We start from the raw sequence: 17006 nt of genomic DNA on the forward strand, positions 1-17006 counted from the left end.
ACCAACCATGCCTCGCACCAAAGCTGTACCCACTCTCAAAACCATCACAGCTCAAGCTGCCCAGCTCTCACGAGGGGAGCGGTTGGAGTTAATCTCCATTCTGCAAGCAATGGAAGAGGCAGAAGCAGCTCAGCAAAAACCTGATAAACAGAGCCGTAAACAAATTGCTTTGGAACGAAAAGGCATTCGCGGCGGAAGAGGCAGTTTTGAAGATAAGTATATTAATGGTTATGGCCCTTACCGTTACTTACGTTATTGGTATGGCAAAACTCACAAAAGCGTTTACCTCGGTCGAGTCAGACCTTCGCAGATAGGTGAGCCAACCGAGGAGTGAGCATTCTCATTAAATTCTAAACAAAGTCGAGATATGCCTTTGTTTACTGCTAAACCAAAAGCTTAAGGATTGCTGAGGCTTTTAAAAGCTAGTTTCATCCTAAATATCTTAGGAAATAGGCTACTGAATATTTTTGGCATATACCCCAGTTTAGTAAAATGAAATATAAGTTCGATTTAGAGAACGAAGGAAGTTAGGTTTAGATATAATCCGGTGAAAGTTGAAGTAGATTGTCCAATCAAAGTTAGATTAGTAGCACTAGCTTTTTGGCAGATTGCGTTTTATCGCCATCTTTTTCTGCTTTTTCCGCTTGGGTAGTTGGTTTATGGTTCCCAACCTCGTGATGGTTACCCTGTTGTAACGTATGGTGTTTTCTAGAGATTGAAGTTTGAGTCAGGTGTTGATGGGTTGTTTCATTCCATCCCTCTAACTCATGCTGGCGTTGTGTATAATATTGTGCCTTATCTTGATGCCGAGACTCGTAATAGCCAATTAGCTTAGTGCAGGCATCCATGGCAAGCTGATGGAAACACTGGCGATGCAACATCACCCAGTCTTTGAGAATTTTGCTATCTGGTAGTCGGACTTGACCGAGAAAGGGTCCTCGGTATAGGGCTATAGCTTGCTCTAGGTTGGATATGTGGCTTGCATAAAACATACTAGGCTGAAGCACATATTGATGGTAGGAATGTATCTGTTCTGTAAATATGATGGTATCTAGTCTACAGCAATTTCCTCTAAAATTAAACTGAACAGTGTTGCGTGTCGCAAAAAAGAGTGGAGCATCGCTGGGTGAACTGTTTAGCAGACGGCGCAGTATATATAGGGCTTTGCGCAGATTGCTGCGGGCATCTGCTTCATCCTGATCGGTCCATAATAGTGACGCTAGATGTTGACGGTGATGACGCCGGTTAGATTCTACCATTAGATAAGCCAGCAGCACCTGTAGCTTTTCATAGGGGAAGGTGATCTGCTGGCCGTTTAACGTAGCTTCTATTGGCCCTAACAAGTTCAATGTGATGTCAATCATGACGTTTTCTAGGGGGGCTTACTTGGACCTTTAGTTTTAGGTTAAACCAACGATCTATATCTGTCGGTCGGAAAAGGTCAGAAAAGGTCGGATTAATTTTATTTAGTTTTCAAGTCATTCAGCTTAATGATCAGCTTAATGAAACGATCAAGGGAGTGCGAGTGTCTTGCCCACCGCAAATAGTATATTCGTACTCTATTATTGTTTAATTGGATGAATGACTTAGTTAGGGTACATTTACTTGTTTAATGCTGGGTTAGTTCTACTCATTTCGTTGTTAAATGTACCCTAAGTTACGCCTCGACCTCTTGAGCTGGAACCTCCAGGCTGACGGCATTCATCTCCATTTCTAATTGCTCCACTGTGGGAAGATTGCTTTGCAGCGTTTCTGGCAATCCTTGCATTTGGTGGGTGGAAATGCCAATTGGTTTGTTGACATCGCGCAGGGCGTATTCTGCTACGGCTTTGTTTTTCGATTTGCACAGAATCATGCCGATAGTTGGCTGGTCGTCTGGATGGCGCAGTAGATCATCGACAGCAGAGACATAGAAGTTCATCTTGCCCGAATATTCCGGCCTGAATTCAGCCATCTTCAGATCGATGACAACAAAACAGCGTAATCGCAGATGGTAAAACAATAGATCAATATAGAAATCCTCGCCGCCCACTTCTAGATGATATTGGCTGCCGACAAAGGCGAAACCAACGCCTAGCTCCAGCAGAAACTCACGGATGTGATTTACTAAAGCTTTTTCCAGATCGCGCTCTTGCACCTCTTTGCCCAAGCTGAGGAAATCGAAGTTGTAGGGGTCCTTGAGAAGCTGATGGGCCAGATCCGACTGAGCTGGCGGTAGGGTTTGCTCAAAGTTTCGAGATCGTAACTGCCATGCGTACAAAGCATCATGTCTCGAATGTGACTGGTTGCTTGTCGGTAGTGCTCAAACTGAGATAGCTGATCCGATTGCTTCAGGAGCGCCGTTGCCAACGGGATAATCTTCTCTTGAGGAATCAGGAATTCTTGTTTCTCGTAATGAGCAAAGCGTTCAGTTGGTCGCTGATAGTGCAGTATGCGGGCTTGATTGGGGTGTGAGTCATAATCAGGAACGATCGCTAAGACTCTAGCGCTAATGCCCTGTTCTTGATGTAACGCTTTTGCCATTTTGTGAATCACACCAAGCTGAGGATGCTCGTAAACCGCGTTTGCTGACCAGGGTTCCGGCATTTCAACGAAGAGGAACTGACCGTAGGTGCCAGCAGAGCCAATTGGATCTTCGCCGTTGGCTTTGGACACTTCAGAGCAAAATCGGCATTCTTTGATGATGTCAATTTGAGTCATGACTGTAGTTCTGTGTTCTCAAGCAAGTACTTAAACAAATCATCGACGATGGCATTTGCTTCTAGAATGCTGTCCCCGATCCAATAACTTGGCACGTTGTAAACATTCCCCTGCTGAACGGCATGAAGCTGTAACCAGAGGGGATCATTCTTTAAATTCTTTAGGGTTGATTGAATTGTTTGCTCATCAGCAGGGCTATTACTGTAAGACCAAATCAAAATGATATCGGCATCAATATCTTGAATGCGCTCTTTGGGAATTAGTGTATTTTCATAGCGGTCATGTACGGGTGGATAAGCCAATCCAGCATCTCGCAAAATTGTAGAGGCAAATCCATCATTTGTATACAGCGCAAACCCTTCTGGGTAGATTCGCACGACTGAGATATGAATTTGCTGAAGCTTGTCTCCCATTTGAATCCTGAATTGCGCTAATCGAGTATCATAATCTGCTATTAGCTGTTCAGCTTCCTGGCTTTTTCCAAGTGCTTCAGCCTGTTTAATCAAGACACGTTTCCAATCTTCATTAGTTTGATATTCAGCTAATATGGTGGGTGCAATTTGGGTAAGTTGACTATAGATTGCTCTTTGATAGGAACTGCCTAGAATCAAGTCAGGCTTCAGCGTAAGAATCTTTTCAAGATTGGGTTCTCCTGCAGAGAAAACATGTGCGATGCCTGCAACTTTATCCTTGAGGTGTGACGAAATTATTGGATTAATCCAACTCCCAACTGGCACAATACCTAACGCTAGAGCATTACCCACACCATCCAAAGTAACTACTCGTTGCGGTCTTAGTGGAACACAGGTTTCACCCATTGAATGCCGTACCATTCGACAGTTGGGTGGAGTTGCTAATGAGGGTGAAGAGAGAGAATTGCGAGAGGACGGAGGAATACAAGCTGAAATGAAACAGATGGTGACAAGTATGAGAGTGAACAACCAATAATGGGACCATCTCAATGCCTGCATGAGGGAGTTCTTGTACTCTTTCCACTGGAATTGAATCAATATCATAGATCCCTAAAACTCTACTGATACCGTAGCTAGAACTGTAAATGGGATGCCGGGGTTAACCGCTGTTCTAAAGGCGGCTGACTCGATGTAATTGACATCAAACAAATTTTTAGCATTGATTGCCACCTGCCAATTATTTCTTCGATAAAACAGGCTGGCATCTGTACGAACGTAGCTGGGAATTTGAAATGAATTATCCACATCTCCCTGTCGCTCACCGACAAAAAATACCCCTAGCCCAAACCCCAATCCTTGCAAATTACCGGATTGAATCTCATAGGTACTCCATAAACTCGCGGCATTTTCTGGTACGCCAAATAATCGATTTCCTTCGCGGGGGCTATTATCTCTGGTAATTTCAGCATTTGTGTAGGCATAGGAGGCAACTACATTCCAACCGGGAAGGATTTCTCCAATTAGATCCAATTCGATTCCCTGGCTTCGTTGCTCTCCAATCGCAATACTAAAATCTGGATTATCTGGATCAGTTGCAGCCACATTACTTCGGGTTAAATGATAAGCTGCTAGATTGGTAATCAGTCTGCCATCCAGCCATTCACCCCGAACTCCAATTTCATATTGGGTTCCGCGCACTGGCTCAAGAATGGAACCGTCAACAGTTCTGCCTGAGTTGGGTGCAAACGATTGGCTAAAGCTGGCATAAAGGGACAATGGCTCGATCGGCTGATAGACTAGCCCTATACGTGGCGTAAATGCCTCATCCTGCTGCTGAGATTCTCCTTCTCCAAAGCTGCCGCCCAGTTCAGTTCGCTGATCTACAATGTCAAATCGTCCACCCAGTAACAATTTCAAGTTGTCGAGCAGCGTAATTTGGTCTTGAAGATAGACTCCCAGCACATCGATTTGTTCATTGAAGATTCCGGCTTCTGTAGGAAACTCATCTTGCTGAGGACGAGATGCCACTCCATAATCTGGGTCAAAGATGTTGATGCTAGGAGCATCAGTGCTAAACGCTTCAGAATCATACGCCTGCCGTTCCAAATCAATCCCGAATAGCAGCGTGTGCTCGATCGAACCAGTAGAAAATTCACCAACGATGTTTGTTTGTAGGGCATACCCGTTGACGAAATATTCCTGATCTTCCCAGGTTCTAGTCAGAATACCTGTACCTTCATCAAAACTGTTTGGTTCAGCCCTGCGATTTGGTTGGTAGGCATCTGTAAACCGAAATGCATTCCGAATTCTCCAGTTTTCACTCAACCGATGCTCTAGACGATAGCCGATAGAGAACTCCTCGTTTCTAGCAATATCATCTGGTTCCCCTAAAATGCGACTGAATGGAATATCTACAGTACCATCACCGATGGCAAGTAGCCCTCGATCGAAGGGGCGCTCATCGTTGAGATATTCCAACTCAAGGAATAAATCTGTGCGATTGCCAATTCGCCACAGAAGCACTGGAGCGACAAAAATACGCTCAATCCCCTGATCAAAGTCACGAAACCCGTCACCTCGACGGCACAAAGCAGGTCAACTTTGATGAATGGAACTGGCTCTATACTGGAGGCCCAGAGGGAGCACGCGCTCTGCTTTCCGCCATTGCAGGTTCAATGATGACAGTCGCGGCTACGGCCTTTTCAATTACCATCGTGGCGTTACAGCTTGCATCATCCAATTTTGGTCCACGGCTGTTGCGCAACTTCATGCAAGATACCGGTAATCAATTTGTTCTCGGTACGTTTATTTCTACGTTTATTTACTGTTTGCTAGTGCTGCGAACAATTCGAGGAGAAGATTTTGATTTCTTTGTGCCGCAGCTCTCGGTGACAGTGGGAATTGTTTTAGCAATTGTCAGCATCGGTGTATTGATTTACTTCATTCACCATGCCTCTACAATCATTCAAGCCTCCCATGTGATTACAGAAGTTAGTCAGGATTTGACCGCCACAATCGATCGGCTGTTCCCAGAAAAACTGGGCCACAATGCACCGGAGCCTACAGCATGGTTAAAGCAGATCCCGCCAGACTTTGAAACGGCGGCCTGCTCAATTCCAGCGAAACACAGCGGCTATTTGCAGGCCATCGATAACGAAACGTTGATGAAAATCGCCTGTCAACACAATCTGCTTTTACAAATCAAGTTTCGTCCTGGCAAGTTTATGGTGAAAGGCTGTGAACTAGCCCTGGTGTATCCCGGTGAACGGATCAAGCCTCAACTGTTTGATTTAATTAATAATGCATTGATCCTAGGACAGGAACGAACCGAGCAGCAGGATGTAGAATTTCCTATTGATCAATTGGTTGAGATTGCCCTGCGGGCCATTTCTCCTGGAATTAATGATCCGTTTACAGCAGTTCGGTGTATTGATCGACTCACAGATGGGTTATGCCAGTTAGCCCAACGCGATATCCCATCTCCTTATCGATTTGATCGAGAGGGTCAACTGCGGGTAATCGTTGAACCCATTTTATTTGGGCAACTCGTGGATGCTGCCTTCAATCAAATCCGACAGTACAGTCGCTCGGATGCCGCGGTGACGATCCGACTATTAGAAGCCATCTCAACCATTGCCGCATTTACCCATCGTCCTGATGACCAAGCTGCGCTGCACCGTCATACTGAGATGATTTACCAAGGCAGCCGCGAAGGTCTTCCTGAAGCCCAAGACCGCAACGACGTGGAAGAACGCTACCTGCGGGTAATTAAGGCGCTGAAGAGCAGCGAAACTCGATGAACCCTCACCCTCCTTCAGTACCACACCTCCAAGCCGATGACTCATGACCGCTCAAGCCTCAAACCGATCAAGGGAGCCAACCGCTCACTGCGACGCCGTCTAAACCTCAAGGGTGAGTTTATGCTGGCCCTCGCTCCCACCCTGATTATTCTGGTTGTCTTGGCGCTGGTAGAAGTGTTAAGTCGGCAACGGCTGCTGTTTGCTTCGCTAGCATCGAGTGCATTTCTGATTTATCTCGATCCGCAGCATGGTACCAATTCGATTCGCACCCTAATTACATCACAACTAATGGCTGCCACTATTGGATTTTTCACCTATTTGATATTTGGCGGTGGATATGTCGCTGCTGGAACTGCGATGGTCATCACAATTGTGCTGATGATTTTACTCGATGCGGTCCATCCACCCGCCGTGGCCACATCCCTGAGTTTTGCTCTACGGGCTGGGAACGAAAGTAACCTGGTGTTATTTATTTGATTTAACTGATCTAACCGAAGGCAAATGATAATTGCATCTATCTTAGAAGGGAGATTGAGCATTGCACTGTACAGACATTTTGGGCTTAAAAGCCTGCCAGCACAATTGCGCTCCCCGCTCCTTCTACAGTAGCGCAACCAAAGTTGCAGCCTAGATGGCCACTAGATACCCACCGGACGCCAGGGAGCAAAAGCATTTCTGACGCCAAAATGGGCTGGTTTGAGTTGAGGGAAATGCCGCTGCAAAACGGTCAGCATAGTATTCTGGTCAATCCAGTCGAGACCAAACTGGGTGTAGATCTCAGCCCGGTAATCTTTGGTGAAGAAGCGGTCGCTCTTCAATCGCCGAGAGGCCATCAGAATGAACACCCGGAATGCTGTATCGCTAAAGCCGAACCCTTCAGGCAGATCCTCAGCAAACATGCCCACCATCAGGTCTACGCTATCGATGTCGTTGTTGTAGACTTGGCGCATTTCCTTGGCCCAAACCGAGTTACTGGTGATCTCTTCAAACGAATTGACCCGGCCCCGACCAATCAGCTCGCGGAAGCGGTTATAGCGCGGTACACCCCGTTCACGATCGCGCAGAATATCAATCGCCGCCAGATCAAAGACTTCGCCGTCGTCCTTGACCAACTGCTGCAAAAAGCGTGGGTAGTTGTGCAGGGTAATTGCTCCCGGATGGGTGACTCCTTGCGAATAAAGCAAATCGGACAAGGAAATTTTTTCCATCATGGCTCGTGTCCGTTTACCTGACGCCTGGAAGAAATCCTGCTGCATCAGCAACTGGCCATCGTCAACCGAATAGATATCAAATTCATCTGGAATCAGGGGATGTAAGCGATATACTGAAACGAATTCTTCGGTTAAATAATAGGGAGCAGTATGGTGATCAGTGGGTGAACCAATAATGCCACTCAGCATTTCACCGTCACCAATTCGGCCAAACAACTGCTTGACCTGTTGACCAAGAATGCCATACCAATTGGCGTTCATGGCGATTTGCAGGGCAGGATGCGACAAAATACCAGGTGTCCATTCGACGGTATGAATTTTTGCCATCAGGGCCGCGTTGATCAGCCGCGCATGGTGGTAGAGGTCGTCATCGCTCCAGTTGGGATAGCGGCGCTTTAGTTCATCGCAGAGGGTATTGTGCTCTCGAACAAACAGGTTATGCAGGGTTGCTAGGCCAAACCACCAATTTTCGTTGAATCCGGTTTGGTCTAGTCCGGTTGCTTCATCGAACGGACGATCTTGGCTGTTGATGCCTCGAATCCATCCACTCCGAAGCGTTGCTGATAAAACGAGCGATTTTTCCAGGTGGAACCACCCCAGCTAAAGGGACGACTGCCTACCACCGTGAGGCCAAACTGGGGAAAGTCAAGTTTACCAAAGCCAATATGGGTATCTCCTAGCAAATCAAGCTGTTGCTGTACTCGGTCAGTTGGGTCGAGACCGCGCAGTTTTCGTCCCCAAGCGGTGGCTGTAAACCAAGCATCGTGATTGCCCAAGATGACTGCCTTTGGTAAAGAGAGTTGGGCTACAGTCCGTACCACATCAACCGCTTCGTTACCAAAGTCTCCTACCAGGAGGACCAAATCAACACCTAAATGCTGAAGTGCTCTCTCGTCGCCGCTATCCCAGAGGTCGTGCACATCCCCCACCACGGCAATCGTGCAGCTCGCTGGTTCGCTGGTTGGTGTGCTGGTTGGTTCGCTGGTTGGTGAAAATTGGGCTGGTGAAACTTGAGCTTGAGAATGGTCGAAAGTCATTATATTGGCAAGCTTGAACAGGATGAACAGCTAAAAATCAGTTTTTTCGATCTGAGTGCGAATATCGTTGAGATCAATATACCGATCTGTAGCATTACGCAGTTCTCTCGCAATCATGCCTTCGGTGGAAACAACTGTGATATGCGTATTTTTGGAGCGCAGGAGTTCAATCGCTCGTTCAAAGTCGCCATCGCCACTGAATAAAATCACCCGGTCATACTGATCCACCGTGTTGAACATATCGACAACAATCTCGATATCTAAATTCGCCTTTTGCGAAATTCTGCCGGTTTCGTCAGTGTACTCTTTTAGCGTTTTTGTGCGGACGGTATATCCCAAGCTGATCAACGCATCTCTAAATCCTCGCTGGTCCTGCGGATCTTTGATCCCGGTGTACCAAAACGCATTCACTAACGTCACTTCTGGATCGTTGGTAAAGTACTCCAACACCCGCCTTGGATCAAAAAACCAACCATTTTTCTGTTGCGCGTAGAACATATTGTTCCCGTCTACAAAAATCGAAAGACGGTTCATAGTAATAACACCAAAAATTTAGACTTAATATTTTTAGCAGTAACTCAATTAAATGATTTTAGTTTGACTGTGTTTGATGATTTATCCTGAATAGACAACTCATCAAAACGGCCTTCCTGATTGCTTTATCTACCCTCAAAATCACAACCTCGCCATTCTAACTTAGGGAGGCTTAAAGAGAACGAAATTACGATATTACGCCCTTAGGCTGGGATTTTCAGTTTAATTTCTCCAGTGGGAGGAATTAGCTCAGAACTAGCCCAATTTAATCTCAATTCAGCCTCGATTCAGTCATCTTTGGCTGCTTTCTTTCCCTAAAAATTTGGCTCCGAAGCCTACTAAAAATTGATTTAGAGTTAGGATTAAGCAAGTGAGATGCACCGATGGGAAAGAGCCGATGTTGGGTTTAGCCGCTATCGACTTACTGTGCTGGTTGCTGGCTCTGTTGAACAACAGGTTGACAAGAGACTGGACAATAGGCTGAACAATAGCAAATTCAGATATTTCGGCCTGTCAATTTTCATGCTGCAATACATAACAATATAGAAACATTAGAAGCATATTTGGAAAATCTAATTACTTAAGATTATCCAGAACATAGAGCGATCTCTAAATATTATAGAATTATAAACTTCATTGAGTGACCTCTATAAATATCTTGGATAGAGTGGCTGTACGAAGTGGTAAGTCGGTCAACCGAATTAGACAGTCCCGATAGTGGCAGCAACAGTGGCAGCAACAGTGGCAGTAATAGTGGCAGTAACCAAATTTGCAGAACGGGCATTTTACTGCTGTTTACAGATAGGAACACCAATCACTCCAGCTCCCTGGATAAAGCTTGGCATGGGATATTCCTGCTATCTCTAGAGCAAGTAAATTGACACAAGCCGTTACTCCAGAGCCACAGTAGACAATCAGCTCTGCAGGCGTAGAGGTCTCCGCTACAGCCTCAGCTCCCAAATTAGCCCAACGCTGCTGCTGCTGAGACAGAGGCCGGATAAACCCTTGCTCATCGGTGACCTCTGGCCAGGGATAATTGACTGCACCTGGAATGTGTCCCGCCACTGGATCGATGGGTTCGCGTTCACCTCGATAGCGCTCTGCCTCACGAGAATCGATTAGTATCACGTTGGGCAAATCCTTGTAGGTTTTTACGGTTTCGATGTTGACCGTCCAATCGGCCTGAATTTGCGGCACGAAGTGACCGGGTTGGGGCTGGGGCAAATCCGCCGTCACTGGGTAGCCAGCCGCCTGCCAACCGCTAAAGCCGCCATCTAGAACAGCCACCCGATTATGTCCTAAGTAGCGCAGTAGCCACCAGAGCCGAGCTGCGAAGGCCAAGCGCGAATCGTCGTAGGCCACGATTAAGGTGGGTTCTGGCCCGGAACGAACTCCGATCGCACTCAACTTCTCCGCTAGCTGCACTGGATCAGGCAAGGGATGCCGCCCACCATGTTGCTGCACTGGACTCGACAAATCCTGATTCAAATCGAGATAATAGGCACCTGGAATATGGCTCAGTTCGTACTGTTGCCGCCCCAAGTCTGGGTCAGCAAGGGAAAAGCGACAGTCCACAACTACAACCGATGCCGCATTTTGGCCTTGAGCTACTTGCTGATAAAGCCACTCGCGAGTGACGACAGGTGAGCTGTTTGCCTCTCGAGTCTGGTTGGTCTTTGTTTCTTCCGTATCTGCCATCACGGTTTCTGTCCCTGGAAATTCCCTGTAAATATCCTCTACGTCAATAGCTTTGATCTCTCAGTGCCGTACTGAATGCTTTACTGCAAACTAATACCAATTTTTTGTGAAGCGGCTTATTATCAGACCCCTCCCAACCTCCCCTTGGTAAGGGGAGGTGCCGTAGGCGGTGGGGTAAATTCTGCAGGAGCTTCTGTCACTTCAGCCTCGACCGATGCAGTGCGGCTACGCTTTGCCCGAGTTTTGCCTGACGATTTACGTCTGGGAGGATTACCCAGGGAAATATAGCGCTTCACAGTGGTAACGGTGGTGGGAATCCCTTCCTCTGCCAAAATTTTCACGATGTCTTCGTAGTTATACCCTTTAGCCATCGCGCTTTGAATTGGCCCACGCAGTTCATCAATTGCTTCTCGCAAAGACATTTCTGCCTTTGGTTTTTCAGAGAGATCCTGCAACATAGAGCCGAGTTGGTCAATGGCGGTTTTAGAGACATTGGCCGATTTGGGTCGATTGCGGGTTGCTGCCGTTTTTGCCATTTTTAGATACTGAGAGTAAATTACTTGAGATTATTCTATTGCTAATTTGACCAATTGTGTATACTTGACATTCTAAAATTTGTCTCAAGTTTTATAGCCAATGTCAATATATCTTGATTGATACCGGCAAAGTTTGTCATAACTGATGGAAAAACAATGGTTTTGGGTCGTTGACAAAGGATGGTCCAGAAAAGCGAAGATTGGTTGATGAAGTCAGCGAATCAGATCAAAAACTATCTGGCCTCAAAAATCATCTGGTCATCTAGAAATAGGAGATGAGCGACTGGATTGTTAACTGATCGCCAATTTACTGCATCATCCTGATTCTATCCGTTGCATCTGTTACTGATGTACCTGTTGAGCGTGGAGGCCTGACTAGAATGGAATTTTGGTAGTCAGATCTTGATAGTCAGATCATTGTTCTTGAGCTGGGAAAAAGCTTGCCCCTTGCTCTGTGACTAGATAGGTGCCATCAGAGTATTTCAAAATCATCTCGACGTGCTCGTCGGGTTCATTCTCGATAATCTCGTAGTCGGTAGCCTGAACTTCTTGCAGCGCCTCGGCTGCTCGCTCATCTCCCTGTTTCGCCAAGATCGTCAGTGCATTGATCAGAGTTTGGTGAACAGTTCGTTGGATTCTCTCAGACATAGGATGCCTCACAAAATGCTTTACAAAGCGCATGAGTGCATATTTTACAATATAGCCAACGCTACTAATATAACTGAATACACAAAAGCGGGCTAGATGCCCGCCACAGTAACCTCGCAGTAACCTCGCAATCACCTCACAGTAAACCCACTATCGCAAACTGACTATCGGTGCCCTATTCCTGTCCAATCCGGATCTAATTCTCTCAACTCTTCTTTATTGTCCACAATGATTTATCCGATCGTCTCGCAAAAATAGTCCTCGCTCTGCGACTCGTCGGGCTGCCAATTTGGCGAACCGACTAGAGCCAATGTAAACCCAGCGATCAAATTCTTTGGCTGCAGCTCTGTAGCGGCCTGCATTCAGATGCCTCAACAAATCGGACTGCTGGAAGGTAGTTTCACCCAAGTTGTAGGTGAAGGAAACGAGTGCAGAAAACTGATTCGAGGTCAGCGGCACATTAACCAGTCGTTTTACCGCCTGCTCTGCTTCTCTCACGTCTGGTTCCACATCGGAGGGAAACCCTTCGAAGCGTTTGATGATGTCGATGCCGTAGGGATTCGTTCGAGCATTGGCTCCAACCCTAATCGGTAAAGCAATTGAATCGATACGAGGACAACGGTCAAGCATGTTGACTTTCTCTAGCTTAATCTTCTGTCCAATAAACCAGTGACTCAAGCGGTTAATGCCACTAAGAACAACGGCTAGCAAAGAGGCCGACATCTGTTCCATCAGTCCGATTGGGGTGCTGAGGAGTGCTTGTTCTAGGGGATCGCTATTCCAATGTGCTTGGGTTTGAGTCGGTTCGGCCTTGGTCAATTTGCTAGATTCCATTGGAGTTTTTCCTCCTCCTGAGCGTTTTATAGTTCTACAAGTGATTCGCGACTCGGCGTAGATTGAATCAACGAAAAAATGAGGTCATCAACCTGATAAATTAGGCAATTCCCGCTAATCGCTTTGTAGAAACAGTTTCCTCTCAGCAGCTCGCCGCACCACCAAATCCGGCTTACGGTTAGGACCAACATAAACCCAACGATCAAATTCACGAGCCGCAGCTTGATAGCGACCTGTATTGAGATACTTCAGCAAGGTTGAGCGTCTGAGGTTGGCTTCGCCCAAACTATACGTCAGTGAAACAAGTGCCGAAAATTGGTTGGCCGTCAGCGGCACCTTAACCTGGCGCAGAACTGCCTGCTCAATTTCTCGAATCGTTTGTTCTGAGTAGGATGGCAGCGGTTCAAATTGGCGTAGTAGCCCCAGTCCTTGCTGGTTAATGCGGGGTTTGGTTAGCCAGGTCGATCCAATGGCTCGGTGGGTGCTGTTTGCCCTTCCTGGTTCGGCTGGGTGATCGGGAGTTCCGTCTAACCAGTGGTTGACCCAATCATTGATGCGCTCAAGCAACGGCACAGGAGAATGTGGCGGCAGGGAGCTGGCTGGCTTTGTAACAGCAGGGGTAGAACCAGGAGATTGGGTAAAATCTTGGTGAAGAGGACGTAGAGTCACCAGAGGCGGCGAGAGCTGCACGCTATAATCGCTGGAGTTTTGACCGTATGACTCATCAGCGGTATGACCGTATAGCTCAGATTGGCTTTGCTGCGGTGCAACTGCTGTGACAGTATGAGTTGTAACAGTATGCGCATCTGGACAAGCGGCAAAGAACTGGTGCTTTGGCAATGCCTGCGGCTGGTTCTTCTCGGTACGAGCAGTTGGAACAATCCTTAAAATGTTAGACAACATAGGCGGTGATGCAAAGAAAAGACAATTTAGGTAAATTCCGTTGGGGTAAATTCCGTTGAGATTCAGAATACGGAACTCAGAGCTAATTCGGATAGGGGCAGTACGGGGCAGTTTAGGGCAGTTCAACCGCGTTTAGTAAAATCATCCAAATTGCCGGATCGCTTTTCAACCAAACTGCTGACCAACTAGTTCTAAATTTTTTGTCCACTCCTTGCTACAAATTGGCAACGCACCTTAGCCAATCGTGCGAGTCGAGGTATTAATCCTGATCCTAAACCTCGGTTGGTTGGGGCAAACGAATAGCTGTGCGGATTTGAACTGTATTAAGAAAGTTATGCCTAAATCCAACTTTGATTGCTTGACTGAAACTGATCTCGTGATTGCTGAGTTGATTCAGTGCGAACTGCAACGACAACAGAATCATCTAGAACTCATTGCCAGTGAAAATTTCACATCTCCAGCGGTACTGGCAGCCCAGGGATCGGTATTGACTAACAAATATGCTGAAGGACTTCCTGGTAAACGCTATTACGGTGGATGTGAGTTTATTGATGAGATTGAGCAGTTAGCCATCGATCGGGCAAAACAACTCTTTAATGCGGCATACGCAAACGTTCAGCCCCATTCGGGTTCACAAGCGAATTTTGCCGTTTTCTCAGCTTTGTTAAAACCAGGAGATACCATTCTCAGTCTTGATCTATCTCATGGTGGACATCTCACTCACGGTTCACCCGTCAATCTTTCAGGAAAACTGTTTCGCACTATTCATTATGGTGTTCATCCGGAAACGGAAATGCTGGATTATGAGCAGATTCGTGAGCTGGCTCATCAATATTCTCCGCAACTGATTATTTGTGGGTACACGGCTTATCCTCGCCAGATTGACTTTCAGCAATTTCGGGCGATCGCTGATGAAGTCAATGCTTACTTGCTGGCTGATATGTCGCACATTGCTGGATTGGTTGCGACGGGCTATCACCCCAGTCCAATTCCCGATTGCGATGTGGTGACGACGACCACCCATAAAACCCTGCGCGGTCCCAGAGGAGGGATGATTCTCAGTCGTGACCCGGAGTTAGGTAAACAGTTCGATCGAGCCGTGTTTCCGGGTACTCAAGGCGGTCCGTTAGAGCATGTCATTGCCGGAAAGGCAGTTGCCTTGGGCGAAGCCCTCCAACCCGCTTTCAAGTCCTACATTCAGCAGGTCGTTGCAAATGCTCAAGTTCTAGCCGCTCAACTCCAACTCCAGGGCATCAAAATTGTGAGTGGCGGCACTGACAATCATCTGCTACTGATTGATCTGCACCCACTCAAACTGACAGGGAAACAAGCCGATCAACTGCTAGGTGATATTAATATTACTGTCAACAAAAACACGGTTCCCTTTGATTCCCAACCCCCGTGGATTACCAGTGGAATTCGGCTAGGATCGCCTGCTCTCACAACTCGTGGCATGGGCAGCGTCGAGTTTGCAGAAATTGGGAAGATTATCAGTGCTCGCCTTTTGGAACCAAATGATGCGGCGATCGTGAAACACTGCCGTCAGCGCGTTGCCCAACTCTGTGAAGCTTTTCCACTCTACCCTCATCTCAATCAAAAACCGTTGGCGTTGATCTCAAGTGCTTGCTAATCTTGTGATTTACTGCTATCCAATGATGGGGCAGCCAGACATACTACTCCCTAATGGATGGAATCAAATTCCTGGAGCGAGAGGGTGTACTCCACAGTCGTGCGCTTTTCGAGATCATTATCAAGAAATAACTGACTTAGGGGCACGAGTCTTTGGCATAAGCACACAAAGCTCAGAGTCTCAAAAAGAAGCGGTAAAGCGGCTCCATTTACCATTTGAATTGTTGAGCGATCAGGACTTAAGTTTTGCTAGAGCACTCGATTTGCCCATATTTGAGATTGAGGAAAATCAATTTATCAAAAGACTAACGCTTATTACAAATGCTGGAAAGATTATCAAGGTTTTCTATCCAGTCTTTCCACCCGACAGAAATGCGGATGAGGTTATTGATTGGTTGCAAAATAACGGATCATAACCCTATGTGGTGGAGATATGATACGGTTGCAGTTTTATAAGCAGATTGATGATTCTACAAAATCAAACAGCAGTCATCACTGGAGCGAGTAGTGGCATTGGTGCTGCTACAGCCAGGGAACTGAGCGCAGCAGGTATGAATCTCGTTCTGTCAGCTCGACGACTTGAGCATCTACAGCAGTTGGCTTCGGATTTAAAGAATGTAGAGATTCTTGCTGGCGACATAACGGAGTCCACGTTGCCACAAAAGCTAATTGATACAGCAGTCGTGCAGTTTGGATCGTGTGATGTGGTATTCAATAACGCTGGTTTGCTCACAGTTGGAACTATTGATGAAATATCAATTGATCGCGTTTGTGACATGGTGCGAGTGAATGTTGAGGCGGCTTTTCGGATGTCCTATACAGCTCTAAAGCACTTTCAAACGGTCGGACGAGGGCATTTAATTAATACTTCTAGTGTGTTAGGCACAAAGGTTCGAGTGACTGCTGGTGCCTATGCAGGAACGAAATTCGCCATAGAAGCCCTGTCTGAGACACTGGGAATTTTTCGGACTACGGTTATAGACCTTTACGAGAGGCAATTAGCAATTACTTAGCAGACTCCCGCAGCACCAACTGTAATCCTGACCAAATTCTGATTACAAATGGCGCACAGCAAGCACTCTATCTCGTCACTCGGTTGCTAATTAATTCAGGAGAAACGATCGCTCTAGAAGAACCAGGTTATCGAGTAGCCAAATCCGAGCGGCGGCATCAGTTCCTTGTACAAGAGTGTTTACAAGTTAGCTCAGATACTGAAAAAATAACAGTGAAGGATATAACTTGAACAATTTCTAATTTTGAACCGGAACATGATCTGGACATTCCAGCCGCAAATCACGATCGCCAAAGGGCGCATCCACAAACGCACAATGATGCGGACGGTCGCTGCCTGGATAAGCATTGGGACGAAAGAAGCGGCAGGTGACACACATCTGGGAAATGGGGATTTCACCTTGCTCCTGCAACTTGCGGATCATTTTGGTCAATCCCCGCAAGAATACCTCTTGTTCTTCGGGTGACAATTCATCGATCGCCGATAGCAAGAAATCCAGAGAAAATTGCTCAACATCGGTTCTTTAGCGGTCATCTCGGCTTCAGCCTCTGT

Annotated in this window: 21 protein-coding genes; 7 read left to right on the top strand and 14 right to left on the bottom strand. The window is 46.6% G+C overall.

What is annotated here, in order from left to right; translation table 11 throughout:
• The first annotated feature begins 7 nt into the window (after positions 1 to 7).
• On the top strand, positions 8 to 334 hold the full coding sequence (locus tag JVX88_RS17195) for a hypothetical protein (protein WP_211628491.1): 327 nt from the start codon (positions 8 to 10) through the stop codon (positions 332 to 334).
• A 244-nt stretch (positions 335 to 578) separates the two neighbouring features.
• On the opposite strand, the gene JVX88_RS17200 is transcribed toward JVX88_RS17195, so the two are convergent.
• The 5 genes from JVX88_RS17200 to JVX88_RS17215 all read right to left on the bottom strand — a co-directional run bounded on the left by JVX88_RS17200 (position 579) and on the right by JVX88_RS17215 (position 5201).
• Positions 579 to 1364 (bottom strand): BTAD domain-containing putative transcriptional regulator, encoded by a 786-nt coding sequence (locus JVX88_RS17200; protein WP_211628493.1) that lies wholly within the window; start codon positions 1362 to 1364, stop codon positions 579 to 581.
• A gap of 293 nt (positions 1365 to 1657) precedes the next feature.
• Positions 1658 to 2137 carry a DUF1016 domain-containing protein gene (locus JVX88_RS17205; protein ID WP_317134652.1) on the bottom strand — a complete coding sequence of 160 codons (480 nt, stop codon included), beginning with the start codon at positions 2135 to 2137 and terminating at the stop codon, positions 1658 to 1660.
• Complete coding sequence (locus JVX88_RS43110) at positions 2107 to 2700, bottom strand: sucrase ferredoxin (protein ID WP_317134653.1); 594 nt, start codon at positions 2698 to 2700, stop codon at positions 2107 to 2109. Before JVX88_RS43110 ends, JVX88_RS17205 begins: the two co-directional genes overlap by 31 nt.
• Complete coding sequence (locus JVX88_RS17210; protein ID WP_225931610.1) at positions 2697 to 3464, bottom strand: iron-siderophore ABC transporter substrate-binding protein; 768 nt, start codon at positions 3462 to 3464, stop codon at positions 2697 to 2699. The genes JVX88_RS43110 and JVX88_RS17210 overlap by 4 nt, the downstream gene beginning before the upstream one ends.
• A 258-nt stretch (positions 3465 to 3722) precedes the next feature.
• Entirely contained in the window at positions 3723 to 5201 is a 1479-nt protein-coding gene (locus JVX88_RS17215; protein ID WP_211628499.1) for a TonB-dependent siderophore receptor, read from the bottom strand.
• Between JVX88_RS17215 and JVX88_RS17220 the strand changes: the two genes are divergently transcribed.
• Positions 5135 to 6412 carry a DUF2254 domain-containing protein gene (locus JVX88_RS17220; protein ID WP_263975599.1) on the top strand — a complete coding sequence of 426 codons (1278 nt, stop codon included), beginning with the start codon at positions 5135 to 5137 and terminating at the stop codon, positions 6410 to 6412. The two genes, JVX88_RS17215 and JVX88_RS17220, sit on opposite strands and share 67 nt — an antisense overlap.
• A 36-nt stretch (positions 6413 to 6448) precedes the next feature.
• On the top strand, positions 6449 to 6889 hold the full coding sequence (locus JVX88_RS17225) for an HPP family protein (RefSeq protein WP_211628501.1): 441 nt from the start codon (positions 6449 to 6451) through the stop codon (positions 6887 to 6889).
• 161 nt (positions 6890 to 7050) lie between these two features.
• Here the strand turns inward: JVX88_RS17225 and JVX88_RS17230 are convergent, their stop codons facing one another.
• The 8 genes from JVX88_RS17230 to JVX88_RS17265 all read right to left on the bottom strand — a co-directional run bounded on the left by JVX88_RS17230 (position 7051) and on the right by JVX88_RS17265 (position 13813).
• Positions 7051 to 8223: a peroxidase family protein gene (locus JVX88_RS17230; RefSeq protein ID WP_211628754.1), complete on the bottom strand. Its 1173-nt coding sequence runs from the start codon at positions 8221 to 8223 to the stop codon at positions 7051 to 7053.
• On the bottom strand, positions 8112 to 8660 hold the full coding sequence (locus JVX88_RS17235; RefSeq protein WP_211628502.1) for a metallophosphoesterase: 549 nt from the start codon (positions 8658 to 8660) through the stop codon (positions 8112 to 8114). The genes JVX88_RS17230 and JVX88_RS17235 overlap by 112 nt, the downstream gene beginning before the upstream one ends.
• A 30-nt stretch (positions 8661 to 8690) precedes the next feature.
• Positions 8691 to 9194 carry an NYN domain-containing protein gene (locus tag JVX88_RS17240; protein WP_035997059.1) on the bottom strand — a complete coding sequence of 168 codons (504 nt, stop codon included), beginning with the start codon at positions 9192 to 9194 and terminating at the stop codon, positions 8691 to 8693.
• A 795-nt stretch (positions 9195 to 9989) separates the two neighbouring features.
• Entirely contained in the window at positions 9990 to 10892 is a 903-nt protein-coding gene (locus JVX88_RS17245) for a sulfurtransferase (protein WP_211628505.1), read from the bottom strand.
• Positions 10893 to 11014: 122 nt separating this feature from the next.
• Positions 11015 to 11428 carry a hypothetical protein gene (locus tag JVX88_RS17250; protein ID WP_211628507.1) on the bottom strand — a complete coding sequence of 138 codons (414 nt, stop codon included), beginning with the start codon at positions 11426 to 11428 and terminating at the stop codon, positions 11015 to 11017.
• A gap of 414 nt (positions 11429 to 11842) precedes the next feature.
• A complete protein-coding gene (locus JVX88_RS17255; RefSeq protein ID WP_035999693.1) occupies positions 11843 to 12076 on the bottom strand; it encodes a hypothetical protein in 234 nt (77 codons plus the stop codon).
• Positions 12077 to 12292: 216 nt separating this feature from the next.
• Positions 12293 to 12910, bottom strand: a complete 618-nt coding sequence (locus JVX88_RS17260) for a lysozyme (protein WP_211628509.1) — start codon at positions 12908 to 12910, stop codon at positions 12293 to 12295.
• 114 nt (positions 12911 to 13024) lie between these two features.
• The gene (locus JVX88_RS17265; protein ID WP_211628510.1) at positions 13025 to 13813 is read right to left on the bottom strand and encodes a lysozyme; all 789 of its coding nucleotides are present in this window, start codon (positions 13811 to 13813) and stop codon (positions 13025 to 13027) included.
• A 334-nt stretch (positions 13814 to 14147) separates the two neighbouring features.
• Here JVX88_RS17265 and glyA point away from each other — a divergent pair, with 334 nt between their 5' ends.
• The 4 genes from glyA to JVX88_RS44175 are packed head-to-tail and all read left to right on the top strand — an operon-like array spanning position 14148 to position 16685.
• Positions 14148 to 15443: a serine hydroxymethyltransferase gene (gene glyA / locus JVX88_RS17270; protein WP_211628511.1), complete on the top strand. Its 1296-nt coding sequence runs from the start codon at positions 14148 to 14150 to the stop codon at positions 15441 to 15443.
• Positions 15433 to 15858 (top strand): peroxiredoxin, encoded by a 426-nt coding sequence (locus JVX88_RS17275; protein ID WP_211628513.1) that lies wholly within the window; start codon positions 15433 to 15435, stop codon positions 15856 to 15858. The genes glyA and JVX88_RS17275 overlap by 11 nt, the downstream gene beginning before the upstream one ends.
• Positions 15859 to 15906: 48 nt before the next feature.
• Positions 15907 to 16455 carry an SDR family oxidoreductase gene (locus JVX88_RS17280; RefSeq protein ID WP_211628517.1) on the top strand — a complete coding sequence of 183 codons (549 nt, stop codon included), beginning with the start codon at positions 15907 to 15909 and terminating at the stop codon, positions 16453 to 16455.
• The gene (locus JVX88_RS44175) at positions 16440 to 16685 is read left to right on the top strand and encodes a hypothetical protein (protein ID WP_410503789.1); all 246 of its coding nucleotides are present in this window, start codon (positions 16440 to 16442) and stop codon (positions 16683 to 16685) included. The genes JVX88_RS17280 and JVX88_RS44175 overlap by 16 nt, the downstream gene beginning before the upstream one ends.
• Positions 16686 to 16692: 7 nt before the next feature.
• On the opposite strand, the gene JVX88_RS17285 is transcribed toward JVX88_RS44175, so the two are convergent.
• Complete coding sequence (locus JVX88_RS17285) at positions 16693 to 16923, bottom strand: hypothetical protein (protein WP_211628519.1); 231 nt, start codon at positions 16921 to 16923, stop codon at positions 16693 to 16695.
• Between the last annotated feature and the right edge of the window lie 83 nt (positions 16924 to 17006).

The sequence above is a fragment of the Leptolyngbya sp. 7M genome, from assembly GCF_018128485.1.